The organism is Halorubrum halophilum (assembly GCF_000739595.1).
Classification (GTDB): Archaea; Halobacteriota; Halobacteria; order Halobacteriales; family Haloferacaceae; genus Halorubrum; species Halorubrum halophilum.
This window is the reverse complement of sequence record NZ_BBJP01000050.1, coordinates 1-25,376: the sequence shown is the minus strand read 5'-3', so window position 1 is coordinate 25,376 and position 25,376 is coordinate 1. Positions and strand designations below refer to the sequence as shown.

Annotated in this window: 18 protein-coding genes and 1 pseudogene; 7 read left to right on the top strand and 12 right to left on the bottom strand. The window is 59.3% G+C overall.

All coding sequences use genetic code 11. From position 1 onward, the window contains the following. Positions 1 to 95: 95 nt before the first annotated feature. From ACP96_RS13895 to ACP96_RS13880, 4 genes are all read right to left on the bottom strand, one after another. Positions 96 to 1,694, bottom strand: a complete 1,599-nt coding sequence (locus ACP96_RS13895; protein WP_050033758.1) for a right-handed parallel beta-helix repeat-containing protein — start codon at positions 1,692 to 1,694, stop codon at positions 96 to 98. A gap of 414 nt (positions 1,695 to 2,108) precedes the next feature. Beyond that, positions 2,109 to 3,065: a glycosyltransferase family 2 protein gene (locus ACP96_RS13890; protein ID WP_050033757.1), complete on the bottom strand. Its 957-nt coding sequence runs from the start codon at positions 3,063 to 3,065 to the stop codon at positions 2,109 to 2,111. 115 nt (positions 3,066 to 3,180) lie between these two features. Next, positions 3,181 to 4,953 carry an asparagine synthase-related protein gene (locus ACP96_RS13885; RefSeq protein ID WP_082222566.1) on the bottom strand — a complete coding sequence of 591 codons (1,773 nt, stop codon included), beginning with the start codon at positions 4,951 to 4,953 and terminating at the stop codon, positions 3,181 to 3,183. Between the two features lie 40 nt (positions 4,954 to 4,993). Continuing rightward, positions 4,994 to 7,537 carry a hypothetical protein gene (locus ACP96_RS13880; RefSeq protein WP_154020478.1) on the bottom strand — a complete coding sequence of 848 codons (2,544 nt, stop codon included), beginning with the start codon at positions 7,535 to 7,537 and terminating at the stop codon, positions 4,994 to 4,996. Between the two features lie 744 nt (positions 7,538 to 8,281). On the opposite strand from ACP96_RS13880, the gene ACP96_RS18035 reads away from it, so the two are divergent. Continuing rightward, positions 8,282 to 8,749 (top strand): DUF5518 domain-containing protein, encoded by a 468-nt coding sequence (locus ACP96_RS18035; protein ID WP_082222565.1) that lies wholly within the window; start codon positions 8,282 to 8,284, stop codon positions 8,747 to 8,749. 171 nt (positions 8,750 to 8,920) lie between these two features. Here ACP96_RS18035 and ACP96_RS13875 read toward each other — a convergent pair whose 3' ends face one another. Further along, positions 8,921 to 10,054: an FG-GAP repeat domain-containing protein gene (locus ACP96_RS13875; RefSeq protein ID WP_050033754.1), complete on the bottom strand. Its 1,134-nt coding sequence runs from the start codon at positions 10,052 to 10,054 to the stop codon at positions 8,921 to 8,923. 219 nt (positions 10,055 to 10,273) lie between these two features. Here ACP96_RS13875 and ACP96_RS13870 point away from each other — a divergent pair, with 219 nt between their 5' ends. From ACP96_RS13870 to ACP96_RS13855, 5 genes and pseudogenes are all read left to right on the top strand, one after another. Continuing rightward, positions 10,274 to 11,404, top strand: coding sequence for a glycosyltransferase family 4 protein (locus ACP96_RS13870; RefSeq protein ID WP_050033753.1), 1,131 nt, complete (start codon positions 10,274 to 10,276; stop codon positions 11,402 to 11,404). Between the two features lie 354 nt (positions 11,405 to 11,758). After that, complete coding sequence (locus ACP96_RS20045) at positions 11,759 to 12,085, top strand: DUF7344 domain-containing protein (RefSeq protein WP_449272142.1); 327 nt, start codon at positions 11,759 to 11,761, stop codon at positions 12,083 to 12,085. Beyond that, positions 12,078 to 12,813 (top strand): annotated as a pseudogene (locus tag ACP96_RS13865) (RNA-guided endonuclease TnpB family protein); the annotation flags it as partial. The gene ACP96_RS20045 and the pseudogene ACP96_RS13865, both read left to right, overlap by 8 nt. 277 nt (positions 12,814 to 13,090) lie before the next feature. Continuing rightward, positions 13,091 to 14,152 (top strand): glycosyltransferase family 2 protein, encoded by a 1,062-nt coding sequence (locus tag ACP96_RS13860; protein WP_050033752.1) that lies wholly within the window; start codon positions 13,091 to 13,093, stop codon positions 14,150 to 14,152. Between the two features lie 200 nt (positions 14,153 to 14,352). Next, complete coding sequence (locus ACP96_RS13855) at positions 14,353 to 15,864, top strand: lipopolysaccharide biosynthesis protein (RefSeq protein ID WP_050033751.1); 1,512 nt, start codon at positions 14,353 to 14,355, stop codon at positions 15,862 to 15,864. A 125-nt stretch (positions 15,865 to 15,989) separates the two neighbouring features. Here the strand turns inward: ACP96_RS13855 and ACP96_RS13850 are convergent, their stop codons facing one another. Both ACP96_RS13850 and ACP96_RS13845 read right to left on the bottom strand, forming a co-directional pair. Then, positions 15,990 to 17,255, bottom strand: a complete 1,266-nt coding sequence (locus ACP96_RS13850) for a nucleotide sugar dehydrogenase (protein ID WP_237561670.1) — start codon at positions 17,253 to 17,255, stop codon at positions 15,990 to 15,992. A 185-nt stretch (positions 17,256 to 17,440) separates the two neighbouring features. Then, a complete protein-coding gene (locus tag ACP96_RS13845; protein ID WP_050033749.1) occupies positions 17,441 to 18,475 on the bottom strand; it encodes a DUF354 domain-containing protein in 1,035 nt (344 codons plus the stop codon). A gap of 421 nt (positions 18,476 to 18,896) precedes the next feature. Between ACP96_RS13845 and ACP96_RS13840 the strand changes: the two genes are divergently transcribed. Then, on the top strand, positions 18,897 to 19,883 hold the full coding sequence (locus ACP96_RS13840) for a DUF1616 domain-containing protein (protein ID WP_161785364.1): 987 nt from the start codon (positions 18,897 to 18,899) through the stop codon (positions 19,881 to 19,883). A 21-nt stretch (positions 19,884 to 19,904) separates the two neighbouring features. On the opposite strand, the gene ACP96_RS13835 is transcribed toward ACP96_RS13840, so the two are convergent. From ACP96_RS13835 to ACP96_RS18025, 5 genes are all read right to left on the bottom strand, one after another. After that, positions 19,905 to 21,821 (bottom strand): hypothetical protein, encoded by a 1,917-nt coding sequence (locus tag ACP96_RS13835; protein ID WP_050033747.1) that lies wholly within the window; start codon positions 21,819 to 21,821, stop codon positions 19,905 to 19,907. 97 nt (positions 21,822 to 21,918) lie between these two features. Beyond that, on the bottom strand, positions 21,919 to 22,893 hold the full coding sequence (locus ACP96_RS13830; RefSeq protein ID WP_050033746.1) for a glycosyltransferase: 975 nt from the start codon (positions 22,891 to 22,893) through the stop codon (positions 21,919 to 21,921). Positions 22,894 to 23,732: 839 nt separating this feature from the next. Further along, complete coding sequence (locus ACP96_RS13825; protein WP_050033745.1) at positions 23,733 to 24,083, bottom strand: DUF7344 domain-containing protein; 351 nt, start codon at positions 24,081 to 24,083, stop codon at positions 23,733 to 23,735. A gap of 340 nt (positions 24,084 to 24,423) precedes the next feature. Continuing rightward, positions 24,424 to 24,633 (bottom strand): pentapeptide repeat-containing protein, encoded by a 210-nt coding sequence (locus ACP96_RS19935; protein ID WP_237561669.1) that lies wholly within the window; start codon positions 24,631 to 24,633, stop codon positions 24,424 to 24,426. 346 nt (positions 24,634 to 24,979) lie between these two features. Beyond that, the coding region (locus ACP96_RS18025; protein WP_154020477.1) for a zinc ribbon domain-containing protein at positions 24,980 to 25,376 on the bottom strand (397 nt) is incomplete at its 5' end.

Genomic DNA, 25,376 nt, shown 5'->3' with positions numbered 1-25,376 from the left:
GGCGATCGTCGCGACACTCGACGCCCACGGGTTCGAGAACCGTGTGCGGTTCAAAAACGGGTTCGGGTTGATCGACGAGATCACGTAAAGCACAATTATGTTTCGATCGAGACGACCACAGAGGAATCGGCAGAGAGTCGCCTGATATCGCCAGAAAATTCAAATCTCACGGTGGCGTCGTCCATCGTTCCGATCACCTGCGTGCCGACGCTGCTCGGTGAAAGCGATACGTTCGAGAGGGTTCCGAGCGACTGCAAGTCGCCCGTAACCAACAGGGATAGCTCTCCGGGGCCGTCGTCGACCCTCTCGAGTTCGATGGTGTATGGAAGTTCGGACAAGGACCGGTCGGCATCGTCGATGGTGATACATTCGCCCGGGACGGAGACCTCCGTCGCGGCCATCGTGATGCCACTTCCCGGCTCCATCTGGATTCCGTCGCCCGATTCCGTCTCGATTCGACAGTTCCGAATGGTGGTGGCGTCGCGACCGTTTTCGACGCGGATGGCGGCGCCGCGCCCGCCCGTCCCCGTGATCGTTACGTTCTCGATCTCGAATCCGTCACCGCTTCCGTCCTTCAGCAGTATCGGATAAATCTCGGCGTCGTTCACCGAGATGCGGCAGTCGCGAATCGTCGTTCCGCCTCCGTGAGTGCTTTCACCCGTAATGGCTCCGGCGCCCTGGCCGATGTCGTGAACGAACTCGCAGCCCTCGATGAGGACGTCTTGGCCGTGTTTGAGTCGGATCGATCGAGTCTGGATGACATTGCTTCGCCCGTCCCAGTGCCGCCGTGGAATCGGGTTCTCCCACGTGACGGTCTCGCCCTGACGAGTGTCCTGCTTGACCGAGACGATGTTTTTGACCGTGGAGCCCGCGCTGCCGACGCGGACGTCACAGTCGTTGTTGTTCTTGTACAGTCCGCCCTCTACGTGGACGGTTCCACCCTCTCCGACATCGGGGTGGGCGGGATTGGACGCGTAGATGCCCTTGCTGGGGAAATGCCAGATGTCGCAGTTGCGGATGTGGATCTCGCCGGCGTGTGACGGGCCGACGAATATCCCGGTCGCCGACTGACCTTCGACGGCTCCGTCGCGCATATTGACGTTGTCCACCGTCGCAACGCCATCCACCGAGTGTGCTTCCACGCGGTAGCCGTCGACGTTCCCGGCCAGTTGTCCCTTCGTAGTGACATCGAATACGGAGACATCGCCGCTCTCGGCGATGAGTTGGACACGTCCGCCGTAGTCCGAACCGCGGGTGAAGTCCAGATCGAACCCGCCGAACAGGATGTCCGACCCTCGGATGTTGACGAGAAGTTCGTCGTCCGTGAGCTCGGAGACGGGTCGGTCAGGAACCAATGTCGGCGTCGCGCCGTCCGCTGCGACGAGCCCGACGTTCGACATGTCGCGTTTTGTGATCGATCCGATCCGGTGTCGGCCCCCCGGCACGGTGACGAGCGTGCCGTCCGTGAGGTGCGAATCGATGGCGGTATCTATCGGTTCGTCACCCTCTATGTCGGCGGATACGTCTTCGAGTTTGACGACCGTCTCGAATTCCGAACCCGAAAGCCGGGACGGTGTCGTCTCTGATTGAGAGGTCTCCGTTCGGTCGGACCCGGAGTCGAACAGCGAGCAGCCGGCGAGGAAACTCGTGATCCCGACCGCCCCCGCAGCTTTCAACAGGTTTCTACGTTCCATTCCTCTGGCACCGGGTCACCGATGGTCTGTGAGGCGGACGCGCGTCGCTCTCGATACGCGTCATCGTTCCCGATCCCGATTCTCAGGCACCTCTTGCGTCCCATATCGTTGACCTCATCGAGATCGCAATCGACGATCACGGCGTCGCACGCGTACACGATGGCCCATTCAGGGGCGCGTTTCTCCGATCCTCTCCCGATCCCACACGGTTCGCACGGTCGTCGTCTCCCGTCCGAGGAGGCGCGTGCTGATCCGTCACGGTCGGAACCGTGGTAGATCCGGTACATGTGTCGCTCTCCTGCAGACGGTCTCCGAACGAGCCCGTTCGAACCACCATACTTGTTCGAAACAGTCGTCGTAGCTTAGTTACAAAAGTGGTAACACAGCTAATTGCGCCGTAACCCGAGGGGTCAGTCACTCTCTGAGCTGGTTGACCGAGCGGTACACCGCCCGCGCCGGTTCAATCGTCGATTTACCGCCGAGTGCGACGATGAAGTACAGATACGCTGAAACCTCCGTCGGATGATACCGAATTGACCGAAGCAGGTACTTCCGAGCGTCCCGCGCGTAGCCGTGTCTAACTGCCGATTTTCCAAGTTCTAGCGACTGGGAAGCGACGAGTCGCCGTTCGTACTTCTGGCCGTACGTCGCCGCTAACGGTCGAAACGTCTCCAAGAACAGCGGGTACGCGGTGTCGCGCTTGGTTTCGAAGTCGTCGCTGATCTGTTCGTGATCCGTCGATCGTCGGACGACCACGGACTCGGAGACAACCGCGAAATCGTACTCCGTGGAGAGGCGAAGGAGCCACTCGCGGTCCTGCCAGCAGGGGAACCGCTCGTCGGGACCGCCGACTGTCTCGTACACCTCCGACCGCACCATTATCGCGGAGAAGGTCGACATAGTCGCCCCACAGAGTATGTCCTTGGTAACGTCGCCTTCAAGCGTCGGGCGGGAGACGCTCGTCACCTCGCCGTCGACGACGAACTGCTGTCCCGTGTAGACGACGCCGACGTCCGAGCCGGCACGCTCGAACGCCTTGACCTGCCTTTCGACCTTGCTCGGCAGCCAGTAGTCGTCGTCGTCGAGGAACGCGATAAACTCGCCTTCCGACGCCTCGATTCCGGTACTCCGGGCCGCGCTGGCCCCCCGGTTTTCCTCGTGGCGGATGCAGCGTAGCGTCCGATTCTCCCCGACTGAGACGTCTTCAAGTCGGGGTTCGATCGGGTCCGGCGAGTGATCATCGACGACGACGATTTCGATTGGACCGTAGCTCTGGCTATCGACCGACTCGACGGCATCGACAAGGAACTCCGGACGGCCGTACGTCGGAAGGACGACGCTGACGAGCCCGTCGGTGCGATCCGCGTTCATCTACTGTCTCGGTCGTGCGTCGGGTACGGCCGTACGTTTCTCTCACCGGCAGTGAGTGTTGTCCTAGGGGTGCCGATATCCGGACCGGCGTGAGCAACGGAGTGGGAGACAGTCATCAGGCGTCCACCACCCGTTCGGTCGACCCGAGGCGAGCCACCTCCGAAGCTAAGGTGAGGAGCGTGAACGCCTGCTTCGAGTTGTAGGCGGCGCGGTCGTTTGCGATATCCTCGACGACAGTCGGCGAAAAGTATCGCTCGACGGCTCGGTCTGACAGTCGGCGCGAGAGGAGATGACCGGCGACATCGTCCTCGGAACGCGAGCTCCCGCCGTCGTGAATCGTTTCGACGATCCGTTCGAGACGTGGATAACCGTCTATCAGATCGAGCCCCTGCTGCACGGCGTAGTACACCGGCGAGTCGAGCGCGAACCCGAAGTCAGCGTGCTCGATGCCGGTGGCCGCCGGCCACAGCTCGTCCAGGAAATACCGGTAGAGACGGTAGCCGGACTTCTGGGACGCGGGGACGTTCATCGCGTACTCGAAGAACCGTAGCCCGTAGAACGGGCTCGTGCTCCAGAGGTACCCGCGGTTGCGGTCCTCCCCTTCGAATAGCCAGTTTTGCCCCCGCTCGGCGACGAGGAAGTGAACGTACAGGTTGTTCCACTCCGACTCGGGATACGCCGAGGTGACGGCGGCGATCTCCTCCCTGAGTGCCTGCTCCTCGACGCCGGTCAGCTCCTCGACCGTCGCCGGGTCGAAGATGGCATTCTTCGAGCAGACGTACGAGACGAACTCCTCGAGCGAACGGATGTCGGCGCTCGGGCTCAGGTCGGGAATCGCCTTGTCGCCGCCATCACCCGTTACGTACGTTGTGCCGTGACCGTGTTCCTCGAGCAGACGCTCGAAGAACTGGAGAATGAATCCCATCTGGACAGGGTTCAATCCCTCTTTCATCCGGAGAAGTTGGTTCACCTCGGCCTCTCCGAATGGTTCCAGCGTATACGTCTTCCAGTCGAACTCCGCCGCGTCCGCGACCTGACGAGCGATCTCGACATCGTCGCTCGTGCTCCCATCGTCGTGCATGAACGTCGCTGCGACGAACGAGATGTCCCGCGCACGGAAGCCGCCGGCGACGGCGCGAGAATCTAGCCCCCCGCTGAGCGAGAGGAGGGTTTGCCCTCCCGGGCGGGTTCTGCGGTCACAGGCATCGGTGAAGAGCTCCGCGAGATTTCGAGCATTCTCCTCGACGGATTTGTCGGTGTGTCGCTTCTCGCTGAAGTCAAACTCGTAATGGCGGGTGCGCTCGGATTCGCCATCGCTGTTGACAACGACATGCGTTCCGCCGGCGAGTCGCTCGATGTCCTCCCACAGCGTCCGATCTCCCAGCGTGTAGCCGAATAGCAGACTCTGTGCGAGGCCCATACGGTCGAACTCGTTGTTCTCTCCGTTGCCGATGACGAACCGCGGTTCTCGCGAGAGGACGAACCCGTCGGCATGGTCGTCACAGTAGACTGGAAGTCGCCCGAAGGCGTCGTTGACCACGGCGACGCGTCCACTCTGGCGGTCGATGCCGACCACGAGGAACTCTCCGTCCGTTTCCCGAACGAACTGGGCAACGTCGTCCGCCGTCAGATCGAACAACGCAGGTGCCAGCGAGCGCAACCGCTCGCGCACGTCGCCGTCGTCGTAGCAGTACCCTTCGAAGTACACGATATACTCCTCCGTTTCGAGGGTGACAATGGGGTATCCGGGGTAGTGCGTGTATCCGAGAAAGCGCTCGCGATCCGCGCTGATCGTCTCGTGCGCGTAGGTATCGAGATGTAAAAGTGAATTGAGGGAGTGACGCGGCACCTTCCCTCCTGGATGCACGTCTAAACAAACGCCAGGCATACGATACGCGTCGAATAGAACGCAAATAGTTATTCAGCGCTTACTCGAAGTTCACCTGTGCGTTTCCGTCGATGTTCAGTTGGGTCAGATCGCCGGAGAACTGGTAGACGTCGATGCCGTCCCACACCGAGCCGACGACTTCGCTACCGTTGACGGTGTCCTCGCGTTCGTCCCACTCGTGGCCTTGTTCGGGAACTGTACTGGCGTTGTCATCGCGAACGAGTTCGTCGGTCACTTCGATGGTGTACTCCGCGCCCCCATCGGCGACCTTCCCATCGACCTTGAGAACGTTAGGGAGCGAACCATCGAACAGGGCGGTGTCGACCTCCTCGCCGTTGATGAAGAAGGTGGCGTCCGCGCTGAGTTCGAGACTCTGGATCTCACCACTGAACCAGAACCAGTCACCGGCACCGTCGGCGAGAGTTCCGGAGATCGTGTTCGAGACCGAGGAATCGACGGTTTTTCCGTCCGATCCGTCGACGATACCGTCGCTCACAGTGATGGTGTAGTCTACAGCGCCACCGGTCGCGCGGAGCGTAGAAGTGTCCGACAGCGTCTTTTCTGTCGTGCCGTCTTCCTCTTTGGTCGTACCGTCTTCCGAGGCAGTCTCGTCGTCGGCCGTGTCTTCGAACTGATCGGTGTCAACCTCCTCGCCGTTGATGAAGAAGGTGGCGTCCGCGCTGAGTTCGAGACTCTGGATCTCGCCACCGAACCAGAACCAGTCACCGGCACCGTCGGCGAGAGTTCCAGAGATCGTGTTCGCGACCGAAGAGTCAACAGTGCTCCCGTTCGATCCGTCGACGATGCCATCGCTTGCGGTGATCGAGTACTCCACTGTACCGTCGGTCGCTCGGAGCGTACACGTGTTCGACAGCGTCTTCTCCGTCGTGTCGTTTCCCGAGGAGTCTCCGTCGTCGGTCGTGTCGTCTCCCGAGGAATCGCCGCCGTCAGTCGCGTCGTCGAACTGAGCGGGATCGACCTCCTCACCGTTGATGAAGAAGGTGGCGTCCGCACTGAGTTCGAGACTCTGAATCTCGCCGCCGAACCAGAACCACTGCTCGTCGCCGTCAGTGATGGTTCCCGAAACGGTGTTCGCGACCGAGGAATCGACGGTCTTCCCGTCCGATCCGTCGACAATACTGTCGCTCGCGGTGACCGAGTAGTCCACGGTACCGTCCGTTGCGCGGATCGTACACGTGTCCGAGAGCGTCTTCTCCGTCGTGTCGTCTTCCGAGGAATCCCCACTGGGAGGTGCATCGTAGTCCGTCGCATCGGGGAGTGGACAGCTGTCCGTGTAGGTGAGGCCGCTCGTCTCGACGCTCGCGTTCCTGTACTTGACGGCTTCGCCGTCGACTTTGATGTTCGAGTCGGCCACGACGCAGTCGTTCGAGCCGATGATCTCGACGCCGCATTCGCCCGCCCCCGTGAGATTGATACAACTGTTCCGGACGGTGGTGCCGTCGCGGCCGTCTTCGACGCGGATGGCGGCGCCGCGCCCGCTCGTCCCCGTGATCGACACGTTCTCGATCTCGAATCCGTCACCGCTTCCGTTCTTCAGCAGAATCGGATAGACCTCGGCGTCGTTCACCGAGATGCGGCAGTCGCGAATCGTCGTTCCGCCTCCGTGCGAGCCTTCGCTCGTAATGGCTCCGGCGCCTTGGCCGATGTCGTGAACGAACTCGCAGCCCTCGATGAGGACGTCTTGGCCGTACTTGAGACGGATCGACCGGGTCTGGACGATGTCGGTTCGCCCGTCCCAGTGCCGCCGTGGAATCGGATTCTTCCACGTGACGGTCTCGCCCTGACGAGTGTCCTGCTTGACCGAGACGATGTTTTTGACCGTGGAACCGGCGCTGCCGACGCGGATGTCACAGTCGTTGTTGTTCTTGTATAGTCCACCGTCCACATGGACGGTTCCACCCTTTCCGACATCGGGGTGAGCGGGATTGGACGCGTAGATGCCTTTGCTGGGGAAGTGCCAGATGTCGCAGTTGCGAATGTGGATCTCGCCCGCATGTGGCGGGCCGACGAATATTCCGGTCGCCGACCGTCCTTCGACCGCGCCGTCACGCATGTTGACGTTGTCTAGCGTCGCAACGCCGTCCTTCGTGCGCGCCTCCACGCGGTAGCCGTCGACGTTCCCGGGCAGCTGCCCCTTCGTAGTGACATCGAACACGGAGACATCCCCGCTCTCGGCGATGAGATGGACGCGTCCGCCGTAGTCCGAACCGCGGGTGAAATCCAGATCGAACCCACCGAACAGGATGTCCGACCCCCGGAAGACGATCAGATACTCGTCATCTAAGAGGTCGCTCGTGGGAGCGGCAGGGACGAGCGTCGGCCGAGCTCCTTCAGCGGCCACGAGGCCGACGTTCGATAGGTTCGTGCCGATGAGTGTATCCTCGATCGTGTATCGACCGTCGGGGAACTCGATGAGCGTTCCGTCCTCTAAACTGTCGAGAAGCGCCGAATCGATCGCTCGCCCACCGGAGTTGTCGAGCCCGAGATCGTCGACCGCGTTGAGGACGCGATCGAACTGTATCCCGTGCCGCTCTACCGAGGCCGACCCCAACCCCGAAGACACGAAAATTCCACCCGCCGCCGCCGCGCCAAGTTTTACGTACTCCCGTCTGTTCAGCAATCCACCAGTGGCCCCAGGGTCACCGTTTTCTCCGCCCGATTCTTCGGTATCGCTATACCTGTCGCTATCGCCGTCCTCGCTTACCAGCTTGCGTGCCATGCAGATATTAATAAAACATTAGCGGTGATAAACATGCCGTTAATTTAATGTTCTATCTTATGTGAATATCATAAGATTACATATGAATAAGATATACAGTTGACTGAATCAACAGTTCTATATCGGCCCATAGTGTCCCAATTGGGCCGAATCCGTGGCTCTGGATATGAGTTAATATCGTCTTAACAGCTCTGACGCCGTTGTTCGGGACCGACTGACTCGCCTTGAAACCGATCCGAGACAATCTATCTTTCTACGAGGAGAGAATCCCGGCGTTTACGCCGGGAGTGAATCTGACAACGCTGACACAGTCAACCGATAGCTGGAATTGACCCCTTCCCATGACTGAAGTCGTGGGCTCTCTCCTTGTTCTCTGTAGACCGGGTAGGAGTTGTCGGATTCGCCCCACGCCCTGAAGGACGAGGCTTTCGCTTCGAATTTTCCGGCTCTGTTGAAATCCTCAGCAAGTGATATATTCTCACCCAGTCGCGGTCAGTACAGGTGAAGGACACCCCATTTAGCACGATGACATTTCCCGTAAGGGGGGAAACAGATTTATATACAGAATGAAATTATTAATGAACAGATATGACCCCGCTCAGCAGATTCCGTAAGAACATAAATTACGGACAGTTTCGCACAGCGGTCCTCCTCGGAATCGCTTCGATTCCATTTACTTTCGGGATTAATTGGGTACTCACGCCTGACCCGGTTTCAGCAACGCCAGTGTTCATTGCATCCATAATTTCAGGGTATCTATACCAGTCACAGCCAATCAAAGGAACCCATGCAGGCGTAGTAACCGGGCTAACTGGGGGTATCCCGATTATCCTCTGGCAGAGTGGAGTAACAGTCGTTGACTGGTGGGGACATTCAATCCTCGTGGATGCTGTCGGAGACTCTTGGCTGATGGTTATCTCCTCAGTTGGAGCAGGTGTGGCCACCTTAGGTATTATGACGGTTGTCATTATGGTAATTGGAGTAATTGGTGGATTCATTGGTGAATGGATGAACAATCGCATGGACCGAACGCCCACGCTCGGGTCAGAAGCATAATCGTTTCTGAGGGAGTCAAAATCTACCTATGCATTGATTCTATCTACGTCTACAGAGAATCAGGTGGTAAGTAAGCAGTTTTCATCGACCGGCTGTTTCAGGCGAGAATATATCTGAAGAATAGGATTTCAACAGAGCCAATTTTCCGTAATCTCCGGACGATTTCGATACTCAATCTCGACGGTACCAAGCATCAACGTGACAGTCGGGCCCGTACGATTTTCCGACAACGTCGAGCGAACCGTCACCAGTGAGGTCGGCTGTCTTTGCCTCGTGAGTCGCGATCCCCCTACTGATCTTGACGCGCTCGAATCCCATGCCGGTGTTCCGGTAGACGAACATCCTCGGGTCCTCTGTGCCCTCCAGACCCATCTCGGCGACGAGCAGGTCCGGTCGGCCGTCGCCGTCGAAGTCCTCAATCTGGATTGTGTGTGGATTGAACAGGTCGTCGTCGAGCGTCGTCAGGGACCAGTCCGGCGGGTCGAACACGCCCACACGCCCTCGTCGATCGCCTTGGTACGGTAAGTCACCCTCAGTTAAGACGATCTCTCTGTCGCCGTCACCGTCGAGGTCTGCGATACCGACCCGCGTCCACTGCCAGTCATCACCGAGGCGTTCGCGGTCCCAGTCGTCGGCGGACCCGTTCCGACGAAACACGTTCGGTCCGGCGACGAGTTCGGTAGTCCCGTCGTCGTCCAGGTCGGTCACCGCAACGCCTTCGACGCTCAGGTTCTCGGCGATCATGTGTCGGTGATCGTCGGGCCAGGGAGAGACAGTGGGGTCTTCCGGAACGTCGTAGTAGCAGACTGTCTCGCTCTGTTGTGAGAGAATGACGACTTCCGGCTCGCCATCGTCGTCGACGTCGGCGATCTCCGTGTCATGGTACTTCCGGAACTCGTCGGTAATCAAGTGACGGGACCATGTGTGTCGCGGGTTCGACGGAATATCGAACCAGTAGAGATCGGTCTCACCGTTCTGTCCGACCACGAGTTCGGGCGTCCCGTCGCCGTCGAGGTCACCGATCGATCCGCCGACCGAGAGCTCGGGTATCCGTGCGACCTCATGGCGCTCCCAACCAGGGTTCTCGTACCAGAATATATTGGATTCTAGATGCTTAATCGCACTTCCGACGACCGGCAGATACCGGAGTATGATCCGTTTCCCGAGTACGTTCACCTCCTTCTTCGCGCCCATTCCGCCGACGATCACGTCGGGTCGCCCGTTTCCGGTAAGATCGGACGTGAGGCAGAACGTGAGCCGACCGCAGGGAGGGTCATCGTCGATGCGTTCGTGTTGGAACTTCATACAGGAATTCCGGACCGCCCGGGCAAGAGTAAACACATCTTAAACGAGATGTATTCACCCGATCCGCTCCACCCATTTCTCGGCCTGCCGACGAGTCCGAAACTCGTTTCGCGGATTCCGGGGCAAAACGTCGATTGCTGCCTATTCAAAACTTCATAACAATATCCGTGGTCAGTCTCGTCTGCCGTATGACGTTGGAGAGCACGACCGGACGGTGGCATGATTGATCCCGACGACGACCGAATCTCGGTGTTGATGTGCCCGGATTACAGAGGTTCGAACCCGTATCAGTCCGAACTGATCGCGGCGTTAGAGAACCGAGGTGTCGAAGTCACGGCGACGGATGGTGGTTGGGCGTTTCCGCTCCTCGTGGGCGTTCGTCGTCATGGGGTGCCGGATGTCTTCCACATTCACTGGTTGGACCGCTTCGTCACCACCAACCGCCGGTTTCCTGCTGTAATTGCTGTACTGCTCGGTGTGAGGCTTATTTTCGAACTCGTCCTGTTGCGAGCACTCGGAGTCCGGATTGTCTGGACCGTCCACAACCTCCTCGACCACGAACGAGCTACCCCGCGTAGCGAACTCGCGGTCAGACACGCAGTTGCACGTCTCGCCGATAGGATCGTCGTTCACTGTGAGGAGGCGATCGAATCCGTCGAAGAGACGTACCGACTTCCCGACCGAGTCGCGAACCGCGTTCGCGTCGTTCCCCACGGACACTTCTTGGGCGTCTACGAGAATAATATCTCGCAGTCGACAGCCCGTGCTCGACTCGATCTTCCACCCGACGTGCCCGTTGTAGCCTTCTTTGGGTTGATCCGACCCTACAAGAACGTCCCAACGCTGATCGAGACGTTCAAGCACGTTTCTGGGGACGCGCGACTCCTCGTTGTCGGGAATCCGTTGAACGAAGACGTGGAAAACCGCGTTGAAGAGGCTAGTACCGGTGCTGATCGAGTACACACGGTCCTCGAGTACGTCCCTAATGACGACATTCAGCTGTACATGCACGCTGCGGATGCGGTGGCACTTCCCTTCGACTCGATACTCACCTCCGGTAGCGCGGTACTGGCGATGACGTTCGAGCGCGCCGTCGTGGCGCCGATGCTGGGATGTCTTCCCGGACTGATCGGCTCCGACGGAGGGCACCTGTACGATCCGAAAGACTCTGCAGGACTCCAGATTGCGCTCCGAAAGGCGATAGATGATCGCGAGCAGCTCCAAGAGATGGGACAGCGGAACCGGGAAATGATCCAAGCGTTCGACTGGGACCAAGTTGCCGAACGGACGCGGAACGTGTATACGCTCGATGTAGAGGGGACGTGTCGATGCACAGAGGATACCGGATGATGGAATTACGGAAGTTCGAGGAGGAAGCCTCGCGCTTCAGCGCGGGGAGGATGTCAATTTGGTAAGTGATACATTTTGACATGGTTCCGATCAGTACAGGGGACTCACGTACCCCTTTGCTGGTTGAACTGCTCAACAGGTATCAAGAACACTGTGCGAGATACAGACCGTGTAGTCAGCATCAAAATGTCCTCGTTTCACAAAAAGAGAACACCTCTCGGCATTTCAGTCGGGGATCACTCGCGTTTGACTCTCTCACCCGCCAGTAGAGCGACTCCTGACTATTCTTCAGAAACTTCAATCAACCAATAATTATATGACAATGGGAGCAAATGTCGCAGGTGAGGCGAGAGCATGGGTGAATACACCACGGAAGAAATAAATCAACGATTCGCACTATTAGACCAGTACGAGCGACGGTGTATTATCTATTTCCTCCAAGAAACTGAGACAGATCACGTATCGATCAGCGACTTGGTTAGTCACCTCCAAAGGCAGGATCCGACACCAGACGAGCGTGACAAACTCGCAATCGCCCTACACCATAGCCACCTTCCCAAATTCGGTACAATTGATACGTTTAATTTCGACTCCCGTTCCGAGATAGTCCGGTACGACGGTGACGAACTTCTTGAAGCACTTCTCGAACCGATCTCGGAGACCCACAGTCCAAGCATCTGATACCGCCGATACTGTGGTTGGCGTGGACATCAACGAGCGCAATGTCTCGCTCACCGCTCTCGACCGCGAGATGATGCGGACGAAGGGTACGCTCGTCCTCGATTATGGACGAGTCAAACAGGAACGTCAACGCTACCACACGATCACGAAACGCTGTCAGGAACACGGGAAGCCGAGTATCCACCGGAAACTCGGTGACAAGGAAGAGAGGTTCACCAAGTGGGTGTTGCATCGTCTCTCCCGTGCTGTCGTGGAGTTCGCAGAACAGTTTTCGAATCCGGTTATCGTGTTCGAGGATATGAGCGGTATCCGCGACGAAATCAAGTACGGGTCGTATATGAACCGCCGATTGCACAAACTGCCGTTCCACAAGTTCGAGAAGTTCGTTTCGTACAAGGCGACGTGGCGGGGGATTCCGACGGATACCGTAGAGGGTTACTACAACTCGAAGACGTGTTCGTGCTGTGGTGAGCGGGGCAGTCGTCAAGGGCCGGCGGTTCCGGTGTACGAACGACGAGTGCGACGTGGTGCAAGACCACGCCGACCGGAACGCGTCGGTGAACATCGCATGGCGCGAGAAGGCGAAACTCAACGGTAACAATACGAATTACCGGACTCACAAAACCCAACCGCAGGTTCGGTTGGTGCGTCTGTCCGGGTCGGGGCGTGTAAGCCGCCCACCCTCATCCCGCTCGCTTGCCGAGCAGGGAGTGCTAGCGCACGGCTGAGGAAATTAGAAAAGTCTCGGGCCACCGCGCCCGAGGCTGTTTACGATACCCATAACGAAGTCCGGCACCCGGATGATTTGCTAAGATACTCATAACAAAGTCCTCCACTCGCTCTGGGAATACGTGAGGCCGGATCGATACACTGCGGTCCGCCGACGGCGACCGAGAGAAAGCGATCCGGAGTGCGACGCTACGATCGGCTAGCGTCGGCCGATGGCTCGGCCTAGCCGTCCCCGTAGCCATCTGCGCTTCAGACCAGCTGCAACGGGCACCTAGCATGTACGAATCCCACCCTGTCGGCGTTATCATCCCGGCATACAACGAGGCGGACTTCGTCGGCGATGTCATCCGCGACATCCCGGAGTACGTGGATCGCGTGTACGTCGTTGAAGACTGTTCGGACGACGAGACACCGGAGGCGATCCGCACTGCGGCGGAAGCCGAAGCAACAGACGCGTCATCCGACGCCGACCGCCGTGACAACGGCCTACCGAGCATCAGCGAGCTGCATCTCGAAAGCGATGAACTCGCCGAGAATGTGGACGAATTCTACGCCATCGGGCGGACCGTCGCGATCCATCACGAGGAGAACCTCGGTGCCGGTGGGGCAATAAAGACCGGGTATCAGTTTGCACTGGAGGATGATACCGCCATCGTCGCGACGATAGACGCCGACGGGCAGATGGATCCTACCCAGCTTTCGCGGTTCCTCGATCCGATCGTCGCCGGGGAAGCCGACTACACGAAAGGAGATAGACTGTCGAACGACGAACACAGCCGCGAGATGCCCCAATTCAGACTGTTCGGAAACTCCATACTGACGCTCCTAACGCGAGTGGCGAGCGGCTACTGGGAGGTCACAGATCCGCAGAACGGGTACACCGCGGTTCGAACCGACGTTCTCGAACGCGTCTCCGTCGAGGAGATGTACGAGTACTACGGCTACTTGAACGACCTCCTCGTGAGGCTCAATATCGCCGGAGCGGATATCGCCGACGTTCCGCTTCCGGCTGTATACGACGAGGAGGACAGCCACATCCAGTACGAGGAGTACATCGTCAACGTCTCGCAGATGCTACTGCGGAACTTTCTGTGGCGGCTCCGGGTCAAGTATCCTCCCGCAAAGGGTCACCCAATAGGATTGTTGGCTGCCTTCGCTGGCGCGACCGCGACAGCCGGAACGGTCCAACTCCTTCCGTTTTCGACTCGTCTGGGCGATGCTGACGAACCGAGGGGCATGGTCGGCGCAGTAGTGATGTATATCGTCGCCGCGGTGTCGGTTCTGCTCGTCTTGGCCTTCGACCGTGCTGTCCACACGGACGGACCCAGTTACCAGTGATCGCCCCGCAGAGGACTTCGCGGCCGGACAGAGGACGCACCGGTGTCGAGCCGGTCGAGAGTTTCTTTCGACGACATCGGAGATTAGGAGAGCAATTACATAGTGCTGAACAACGCTTGTTCCGGTAAAATGGGGCGTTCGAGGTCGTCGAATATCGATGCATCACTGCACAGTCCGACATCTCGTTCGGAGCGGATCCAATGAGTCTACTCGAACGCCTTCTCGTCCGGATCAAGGGGCTGAAACCGGAGGGGACGATCGCCGAACGGACCGTGAAAAGCGCGGGGTGGCTGATGGGGCAGAACATCGTCGGCCGACTGCTCCAGTTGGGGATGCTCGCGGTTCTCGCCCGGCTCGTCGGCCCGGCCGAGCTCGGCCTCGTCGGTATCGCGCTGTTGACGCTGAGTGCGACCAAGAAGTTCACCAACATCGGGTTGAATAAGGCACTCATCCAGAAGACCGAGGAGAACGTCGACAGCCACCTCAACACGACGTGGATGCTGGAGGTCGGGCGGGGCGTTCTCATCGCCTCCCTCCTCTTCGCGATCGCCCCGCCCGTGGGAGAATGGTTCTTTGACGAGCCCCGGGCAGTCGAAATAATCCGTGTCATCGGGCTTTCGCCGCTCCTCCTCGGGTTCCGGAACCCCGGCATCGTCTACTTTCAGAAGAACCTCGAGTTTCACAAAGAGTTCGCCTACAAGATCGGCGGCGATTCCGCTCAGTTCCTCGTCGGCGTCGGATACGCGCTGGTCAATCCGACCGCGTGGGCGTTCGTCTTCGGGTTTCTCGCGGCAGACGTCGTCAAGTTGGTCCTCTCGTACGTGATCCACGGGTACCGGCCGTTCCCGTCGTTCGACCTCGACGTCGCCAAGGACCTCGTCAACTACGGGAAGTGGGTCACGGGTTCGTCGATCCTCTTTTTTATCTATGGCGAGGGTGACGACGCCTTCGTCGGGTGGTTGCTCACGCCGACGGCGCTAGCGTACTACCAGTACACCTATCGGTTTTCCAACGCTCCGGCGACCGAGCTGTCTCAGGTGATCACTCGCGTCATGCTTCCGGCGTACTCGAAGCTACAGACCGATGAGGAGGTCCTCCGAGGTGCGTTCCTGAAGACGCTCCGCGTCACCGCGCTCGTCTCTTTCCCTTCCGCGATCGGCATCGCCGCCATCGCGCCCGACTTCGTCGTGGCAGTCTTCGGCGAGGAGTGGACGCCCGCCGTGCCAGCCATGCAAGTCCTCGCATTCTACGGGCTTTTCCGCGCGCTCGGCAAGACGTTCGGTCCGATCTGGGAAGCCATCGGCCGTCCGGACTACGTTACGAAACTGTCCGCGCTCCGTGTGGTTCTGATCGCCATCTTCATCTACCCGATGACCAACACGCTCGGCATCGTCGGAACGGCGCTCACCGTGACCGGCATCTACGTCTTCCCGATGATGCCGCTCGACATCTACGTGATGTCTCGTTCCATCGACCTCCCGATGGGTGAAATCTACTACGAGTTCGTGTACCCGTTCATCGCGAGCGTTACGATGGGCCTCACCATCTGGTACCTCGGAACGGTCTCCCCGTTCAGTCCGCTAGTGAATCTCGTAGTCCTCATCCCGGCCGGCGTCGTCGTGTTCGTCGCGCTGGCGTGGATCCTCGAACTGGTCACTAACTGGACCGTCAGGGACAACTTCGAACAGATATACCGGAACCTCACGGCATGAGCTCGACGGCACGTTGACGACTGACGCGCGCCGCTAGGTCTGTCTCGTTCCTCGATATACCCACCCGCGGCGGGGGACGGAAGCGAGCCGACGGCACAGATCGACGGTGGGTCGGGGCGACTACCTCACAGCTGCTTGTAGACGAATCCGTTACGCTCCGCGTCCTCGGCGTCGAATATGTCCTCGATGTCGACTAAGAGCGGTGTTTCGTTCATCTCCGAACGGGCGTCTTCGAGGGACAGGGATCGGAACTCGTCGTGACCCGTCGCGAGAATGACTCCGTCGATGCCGTCGAACGAGAGCTCCTCGCAGATGGGAACGTCGAACTCGGATCGCAACACTCCGTCGTCGACTTGCGGGTCGTACCCGGCGATCGAGATGTCGTACCGTCGCATCTCCGAGATGAGGTCGTCCACCTTCGTGTTTCGGACGTCGTCCACGTTGGCCTTGTACGAGAGGCCGAGTATCAGCAGCCGGCTCTCTTTCGGTACCTTCCCGCAGTCGTTGAGCCCGCGAATCGTCAGTTCCGAGACGAACTCCGTCATGAACTCGTTCATGTCGCGGGCCGTGTTGACGACCTGCGGGGAGAATCCGGCGACCTCGGAGCTGTGAGCGTAATGCGCGGGATCGACCGGGATGCAGTGACCGCCGACGAGCCCCGGGGAGTACTCGTGGAAGTTCCACTTCGTCCCGGCGGCCTCGAGTACGTCGTCGGTCTCCATTCCTAGGTGGTCGCAGGCGACCGCCAGTTCGTTTACGAGGGCGATATTCACGTCGCGCTGGACGTTCTCGAACACCTTCGTCATCTCGGCCACTTCGATGCTGGGCGCGGTGTGAACGCCGGCGTCGGTGACATCGCTGTACAACCGTCTGACGCGTTCCCGCACCTCCTCGTTCTGCCCGCTAACGACCTTCACGACGTCCTTGATGCCGCTGTTCTGATCGCCCGGTGAGATACGCTCCGGCGAGTATCCGACGTCGAACTCCTCGCCCGCGGTGAATCCCGAGGCCCGTTCGAGCGCCGGAATAAGCACCTCGCGCGTCGCTCCCGGGAACACCGTCGACTCGAGGACGACCGTCGTCCCCGGAGAGAGGTTCTCGCCGATCGTCTCGCCAGCCGACTTCACGTAGTCGAGGTTCGGTCTCTCCCGATCGTCCGTCGGAGTCGGCACGGCGATGATGACGAACTCGGCTCCCGAGGCGAACCCGGGGTCCGTGGTGAAGTGGACGTCGAGCTCAGAGAGCTCCCGTCCGGAGACGACGTTCGAAGACGGGTTACCGCGCTGCAGGCGATCGACGGTCGACTCGCTGATGTCGTATCCCACCACGTCCCAACCCGCCCTGTCGAACGCCGCCGCCACCGAGAGCCCGACGTACCCGAGACCCGCCACGCATATCGTCCCGGTCGAGCGTTCGACATCTACTTCCGATAACACCCTCGCTTCGTTTTGAGCCATATTAATTGACTAAGACTGACACCGGCGACGTATTGTTATAGATTCGTTAGGGTATCAGAGGTCCACATTTGGGAACAGACGGCTTTTTCGACGGACGCCGAGGAACCAGCTGATGCCGGTCAGTTACGAGACGCCATCTCGCGGATCTGTTCGACGATGACGGACGTGGTGTCGACCTTGTCCGCGAGCAGTTCCTCGCGTCGGCGTCGCCACGTGTCGACCGCGTATCCGTCGAGTATCGACACCGCCTTGGACAGCCCGCGCGACTGACGGTCGTCGCCATTGAACTGGAAGACGAGCCCGTACTCGTCGGCCAGCTCGTCGATGTATCCCCGACGGAGCTGGCTCACGAAGACTGCCGGTGTGCCGAGAACAGCCGATTCGGCCGCCATCGTCGCACTCTCTCCGATAAATAGGTCCGCGAAATGTAGCACATGGTGGACCTCTTCTGGCGCCGTCGGCATCAGATAGTCATCGAATCGGTCCGGGAGCTCACCTTCGGACGTGATGATGACGCGGGTACCCGTCGATTCGAGCCGCTCGATGACTGCTTCAAGCTCATTGAATCCGGCGCTGCCGATGTCGTGAAGGGCGTTCCAAGCGACGAGGCGAAGCACCACGTACTTCTCGTTGGGGTCGACGTCCGTGTCGTCGAACACCGATGGATCTGGCGTAAACCGGTCGGGATGCAGGTACGCCAGCTCGTGGTACCCCGGATACCTCCACTGCTTCTCCCCGAGGTCGTCTCGGTAGCAATCGGGGGTACAGATCCGATCAGCGAGCGGGAACGCAAGCATGTTCTGTATCGTCGCATCCTCCGTATCCGTGAATATCAGCCCGTTCGTCCCCAACAGCGTCGAGACGTGTGACACACCTGGTTCGCCCATCCCGACGATGACGTCTGGGTCGATCTGTCGACAGTTGCGGAGGAGACGCAGCTCGTAGAGGGTTTGCGCGACGGCGAGTCCCGCGAAGGACTCCGTTTCCGGCGCCAGTCGGTTGTATTTGATGCCGTAACCGTCAAGAAGGTCCGTCGCGACATCGTTCTCCCTGACAAACACGAACACGCTGTCGTCCGATTCGACGAGCTCTCGGATCGAGTTCCTGAACAGGTGTACGTGTGCAGGATGCTGGATCGTGTAGGCGACGCGCATGCTCAAGCACTCTCCGTGGAGACTCTGTTGTGAGAAGGGTATACACGAATGGTTCCGGATCGATATCTCGTGTGCATTTCGCGATCGTGCCGTCTATCGGGTTGTGAGAGGCGAGTATTGTTATATATTCGATAATTAATGAGTCTGGTTCGAGACGCAATCCACAGCGGTGAATTGTCCGTTTTGGAGGTCGTACCGTCGAAAAAGGTAGCTCCTAATTATACGGTATCGGTTCTACACTCGAAGTAGACTCGAAGTAGAAGCTCGCAGCGGTCGTCTTGAACGAATGAAAAAACGCGAGCGGATGACCCCACCGAAAACAAAACACGACACACATGCGAACACTCACATACGTTTCATTCACGGTCGGCATGACGATATCAGGAAAACGTCGCGACGGTCGACTTCGGACGATCGGCGGATGATTCGGGACATTTCCGACGACGTATGGGCCTCGCTGGCCGCGATCGTCGTTCTGGCCGCGGCGGTCACCCTCGATCCGGGATCCGGTATCAGAGTCGCTATCGCACTTCCCATGCTCTTAGTCCTACCCGGATACGCTCTTGTGACCGCCCTATTCCCTGAGGAAGGCGGAAACGGTCCGAACGTTCTCAGCCGACGCGTCCCGAGGAATCTGACCACATCTCTGATGGGCGAGGATCCGGTTCGGCTCTCGCCGACCATACGATTCGTCCTCTCCGTAGGCACCAGCGTCGCACTACTCCCGCTGTTGGGACTGCTTACGTCGGCCGTAGCCGGAACGATCACAGCCGAGACGGGAGTGGTAACCGTTGCGCTCTTCGTCTGCGTCGCCACCGCCGTCGGGACGGTGCGCCGACTCCGAATGCCCGTCAGTGACCGCTACGCGCCGTCGTTTGGCGGGGCAGCGTCGGCTATTGGAGAGAGTCTCTCCGGACGAACGCGGCGGGAATCGATACTCAACGCCGCCCTCGGCATCTCCATTCTAGTCGCCGTCCTCACCACTGGGTTCGTTCTGACTGTCCCCAACGACGGCGAATCCTACTCAACCGCTTCTCTGTACGGAACGAGCGACGACAACACGCTCGTCGCGGGAAACCTCCCGAACGAGATAACCCTAGAACAGACTGAAGAGTTTGTCTTCGTGGTGGACAACCATCACGACCGGAGCGTTGACTACACGGTGGTCGCGAAGTTACAGCAACAGAACTCGGACGGAACGGTGATCGCCGAACGACGGCTCGACACGTTCAACAGAACCGTCGCGGCGGATCAACGATGGCAGCGTTCACACGATCTGAGTCCGACGTTTACCGGTGAGCGAATCCGCGTCGTCTACCTCGTGTACGAGGGAGAGCCGCCGGAAACGCCAATACGGTCGAACGCCGACGCCGAAGTGTACCACCGGCTGACCGTCACGGAGCAATAACGTCGCGACGACCGCGCCCCGCTATCGAGTCGGCGACGGTACCGAGAACGTCGGCCGTTCAGGCCCGGAGACGGCGTCGTTGGGGCCTACCGTCTCCGTTTCGTTCGCCGGTTCGATGTAGTAGAGCTGGAAGCCCTTGTTGGAGATGAGTTTGCTCACGCCGGATAGCTCGTCGAGCTGATCGAATCCACGACTGGTAAACCGGAACCCTTTGTAGACGACGACTTCACGGTCGTAATCACGTGGCAGAACGACAAGATAGTGCGGATCGTCGTAGTACGTCGTCATGTTTCCCCGGTTGAATACCCCCTCCGGAATCGGCTCATCAGCTCGGTTGATATCCATCTGTTCGCTCCCGTTGCGGCCGTACACCGCATCAGAGTAGCGTGACGTCCCGCCGCGGATTTTTGTGAAGATTACCTCGTCGCTTCGGTGGTCGATAGCGGTCTCGTACCCCGTCAGTTCCATCTCCGTGATGTGGGCCGACTCCTGATAGATATAGGGCGACTGATACACTGAGGCGGCCGATAGAAGTAACATGACCGCGAGGAGGGGACCGGCGATCCCGACGACCGACCGGACGGAGAACCGATCGGCGAGCGCGGTCAAGCCGTCCGACAGCATAACCGCGCCGAGTATTGACGCGACCATCGCGAGGAGTCCGAGCTGTCGGTAGTGCTGCGTCGTCACGCTCGACAGGAAGTACACCGCGAATATCGCCGTGAGAGCCGAAAACGATATCGAGAGGTACTTGATGACGGCTCGTTTGTCCACGTCTTTCCAGTCGATGCGGCCAACATAACTGAGTAGCATCAACAGTCCAGCGGCGATGAAGAACAGAAGCGTCACGAGAAACAGTTTCACGAAGAGTTCCTCGATGCTGCCACCGATATCGCCTAGCGACCTCCCGCGCTGTGCGGCACCATCGACCGGTGATTCACTGGTTCCGGTGACGAACTGGATGACTCGGTCGATGATGATACTTCCCGGTCCGGTCGCGCGTCCGTGTTGTGGCACCCACAGTCCGAAGAGGACAGCGAGGAAGATGGCAGGGAAGTAGGCGAGCCGCTCCGTGACGATATCGTAGTCGCCGAGCCGATCACCGGCAGCCCTGTATATCGTCTGTACGACCGAAATGGTCACGAACACGACGAGGAGGTTCGCGGCCTGCTGTGGGTGGACGAAGAGGAGGGACGCCATCACGACGTACAGGAGCACGCTCCACGAGCTGGCGGAGAAGGGGAGCCACTCGGCGTCAGGGGGTGCCCTGAGATATCGGAACGTCACGAAGAGCACGAGCGGGAAGAAGAGAATGGCCTGCGTCGTCGGATGCATCATCCGGAAGACGCTCACGTTGTTGACAGGCAAGAGGAGGGCCGCGGCGAAGAGACCGAACGGGATCGCCCAGTCGCTATCCGAGAGGTAACCGACACAAAGCGGGAGAAACAGGAGGTACACCACGAAGTAGACGACGACGGTCAGCTTTCCCGCCCGCGGAAGTTCTATACCGCCAACTTCGCCGAACAAGAGCGCGATGACGTGCGTTGCCGGATAGAGAATGTCGAAGGGTTGCAAGGCCCCGGTACGGAAGTCGCGTATCCAACCGAGGTGGGTCAGCGAGTCCGCCGGACCGAAGAACTGGTAGTTTCTAATGACGGGTATCGAGATGACCGCAACGAAGACACCGACGGCGAGCAGGAGCGCTATCGTCCGCAGGCGCGGCGATCGGTCGCGATCGAACGCGACGACCAGCGAGACGAAACCACTCAGCGCCGTGCAAGCCCAGAAGGGTATCGGCGTCGAGGCGTACGGTGACAGTTCGTACCCCGAGGCCGGTTCGACGTACGCTGCGAGGAGCCCGATCGTGAGCAGTACGAACCCGAGTATGAGAACGATCTTCGGTCGAGGAGCCCCGCGCCGGCGTTGCCTACGGGACATCCGAATAGATCACATCTGAGGAACCGTCGCTGTCGGATACGACTCGACCCATTTCTGCTGCGGTACTACCGTGGACCCACACTTTGTTACGCCCTAGTTATTGGTTCTCGGAGCGTGCGTATTGGTCAATATCGGGACACTGCACGCCGGCAGACTCATAGACATCCAGAATGCGTTCCCGCATGTTGGTGAGGCTCGATATGTTCCCCGACTGCCGGCCGTCTGACCGTTCGCCGGCGGCAAGAACCGAAACAAGCGCGTTCACCAACTCCTGATCGCTCTCACAGACGTGCGAATAAGAGACACTGTTGAGACGTTCAGCGACGTCGCCGACATCCGTGGAAACGATGGGTAGGTTACACGCGAGCGCCTCGCGGATGGCGTTAGGCGACCCCTCCCACTTCGACGTCATGAGAAACGCGTCTGCGGCGTTGATATAGAGTGGAACTCGTTCGTGTGGGATGTTGTAGACGGGCTGTATCGCTACGTCCTCGTCCACCTGACCAGCCACCTCAGTGACGATTCGCTCCGCACGCGGGAAGTTCTTGACATGTCGGTCCGGATCGTATGGAAAGAGAACGTGTTTCAAATCGGCGTCCCAGCCCACTTCGCGTCTGGCCTCCATCCGCGGCATCGGCTCGAACAGATCAAAGTCGATACCGTGCGGGATAACGTTCGCCTCCACGTCCACTGCGTCGTTCATCTCCTCGGACATGACGATGACGGCGTCGGTCCACCGGACGAATCGGTCCGTGACCCACCCGTACTCGCCGAAGACATCGGTTCCCCAAAGGGAGACAACAACTGGTCGAATCGGTTGAGCGAGTGCAAACGGGAGTGTGAGCCCGAAGTTCGCATGGACTAAATCGTACGTTCCGGTCGCCAGTTTCGAGAGGATCTGTCCGTAGAACACCGCGTACTCGTGTCCCAACCGGCGCCCGTCCGCAGGCGGAACGCGAACGACGGTCGACGACACGCCGCTCTGCTCAAGTACCTCTACCTGCTGCCGGAAAAACGGTCGCGGCGTTGTTACGAGCTGTAAGACGTTAACCGACTCTTCGTCTGACCTCATCGGTTACGCTCGATCGTTCTCGGAAGGGCCCGCCGCCGGGTGGTCGACGGTGCGGACTGGAACCCCTGTTTGAGGCGGTTCGTACCGCCCCATCTCAGCAGTGGGCAGATCGGTTCGAGACCGATCTGCGGAGACGGGTTGCCCTCGGTGATACGTGCTCTCGAACTATCGTCCATCTCCTCTCCGTCTTTTTACTCAGGTGTTATTGTTATGAGTTGATTGCGTCGACTGCCAAGCACACCTCATCAGTACGTGTAATGCGACGGCAACCCGCGACTGCGACGGACCCCGATACCATACTGCTAACAAGCAATTAATACCTCTTTTTCGGTAGACAGTCCGGTTTCGACACGTTCGATCACTCCGGGATTGTATACCCGCTGAGTCACCGTGCTATGCTGAGGGATACGGGTATTACGAGAACGAACCGGACCAAATTGCTGTGAACCACTTCGGGGTCAACCCACGGCCGTAGCCGGTTCGTCTCGACTCCCGTCTGCGGTGGGCCCGTCTGGGCACCCAGATCGGTCCTTCAAGAAACAGCCACACCACACACTCCGCACGCTCACCGAAACCGATCTGAGGCGGTATCTAGCCCCCGATGTCGACGGGCCAGCATCTCCGAGACGATACAACCCCACAGCTATCAGGGTGAGACGCGCCGAGTCTCACCCTCCGATCACCGATCGGGCTGTCAGTTAGATCTGTCGTCGATATCGAGCAGCCGTCCCGGAGCGAACGCGGGCCCACATGGCTCGACGCGACCGGGTCCGAGCTCATGAACGGCCACGAAGCACACGGCGCACACACCAGACAGCAGGCGTCCGGCCGAAGCTGATTCAGTCCTGAACGCCGAGCATGCCGACGACGATCACCGCAAGTGCACGCGGTAACATCGGCCCCGGATGGAGCCGATCAGCGGCGTCCAGTGTGAGACACCCAGTATCACGTAAGCTGTCGAGATGGCTCTGTTTGATGTTTGTTTGAACCTCGGTCACCGACCGAGTTGCGGCGTTAGTCGGCGTCACGTCGTGTTCGACGGCATACAGCGTCTCCGAGATGGTCCGCAGCTGAATCCCCGTCTCGGGAGCGCCGGCGACGACCAAGAGGATGAATCGGCGCCGTCGGTGCGACAAGAGATCGAACAACGCCGCCACGCTGGGGGGCGTCTCGTCCGGCTCCTTACGCATGATTCACCCCAGTACAGCAGGCGTCAGTGAGCGGTTCACGGCCGATGATCCGCCACGTACAGCCGGTCCACTCGTGAGTGATGCGCCACCAGCCGTCGGCATCCGTCCGTGGTTCATACCGCACTCGACGTCGGGGCTCACGCTCCGGCGTGAACTCGACGGCAAAGCCGTCCGGTGGCTCGGCTCCCGCAGGAGTGGGAGCGGTCGATTCGTCAGTCGTCGCTGGTTCGTCACCAGATGGTCGCTCAGTCATGAAATCACGGTCGAAGGAACACGACCGCACCCATTCCGGCACATAAATGACCCTGACACGCGAGTTCGCGCCAACGACAGCCGGATGTCAAGGGAGGCGCGCACCGGAGATATCAGCACTGTCGAGGTCAGCGCCAGAGAGGTCAGCACTGGAAAGATCGGCGTTGGAGAGATCGGCTTGCTCGAGTTGGACGAAGCGAGAAAGGGTGACGAGTAGACCCGCTGCGGAACGACGAACGTGCGGTCGTGCCGCCGAGCAAAGCGTTCGAGAGCGGTGTACGTGTTGTTCTGACGGCACCAGCCGGTAGGGCTGTAGCCCAAAGTGGCCGCCGCTTTGTCCAACTGCCCCGGGCTACCTGGATTGTTGGTGTCGCATCCTCTTTGTCGACGACTGGTGGTCGAGTATCACGTTTAGCGATCCACTCACAAATTTGCTCAGCAAGCTTTTAGCACAATGAGCTTAATTGCTCGGTGAGCATGACATCTTCGTCTGTTACGTCAGCTATCCTCTCGGTCCTCGAGGAAGCGGAGCCGAACGCAGCCGTGAGCGTCGGAGAAATCGTAGATCGCGTCATTGACATCCTCCCCGCGCTGAAGCGCGAGGATTCCCACGGCACCGCACCGCTGGGTTGGGATAGTGTGGTTTACGACGTAACCCGTTCTTGAGGTGCGAACGCACCAGTTTCCTTGTCAAACAGGAACGTCGATGGCTGTGCCAACCAGCCGTTACTCCTATCACCGCCATCCGTGGCGGGACTTGGAGATACTTTCTGCCGAATGTTCTCAGCGCCGTTCACATCTGCGTTCGCTACTGTACCGCACTCATCGCAGACAGACAGTCCGCGTTCAACACGGTTGGCTTCATGCTTCCGGCCACAGCACGAACACGATTTCGAGGTATCCCGCTCAGACACTTGCTCGACCGTGATACCTTCCATCTCGGCTTTGTATTCGAGTAGGTCGCTGAACCGGTCGAACGCCCACGAGTGCAGGTCAAGATTACCGTGCTTGCCCCAGTCCTTCGCCTTCCCACTCCACACA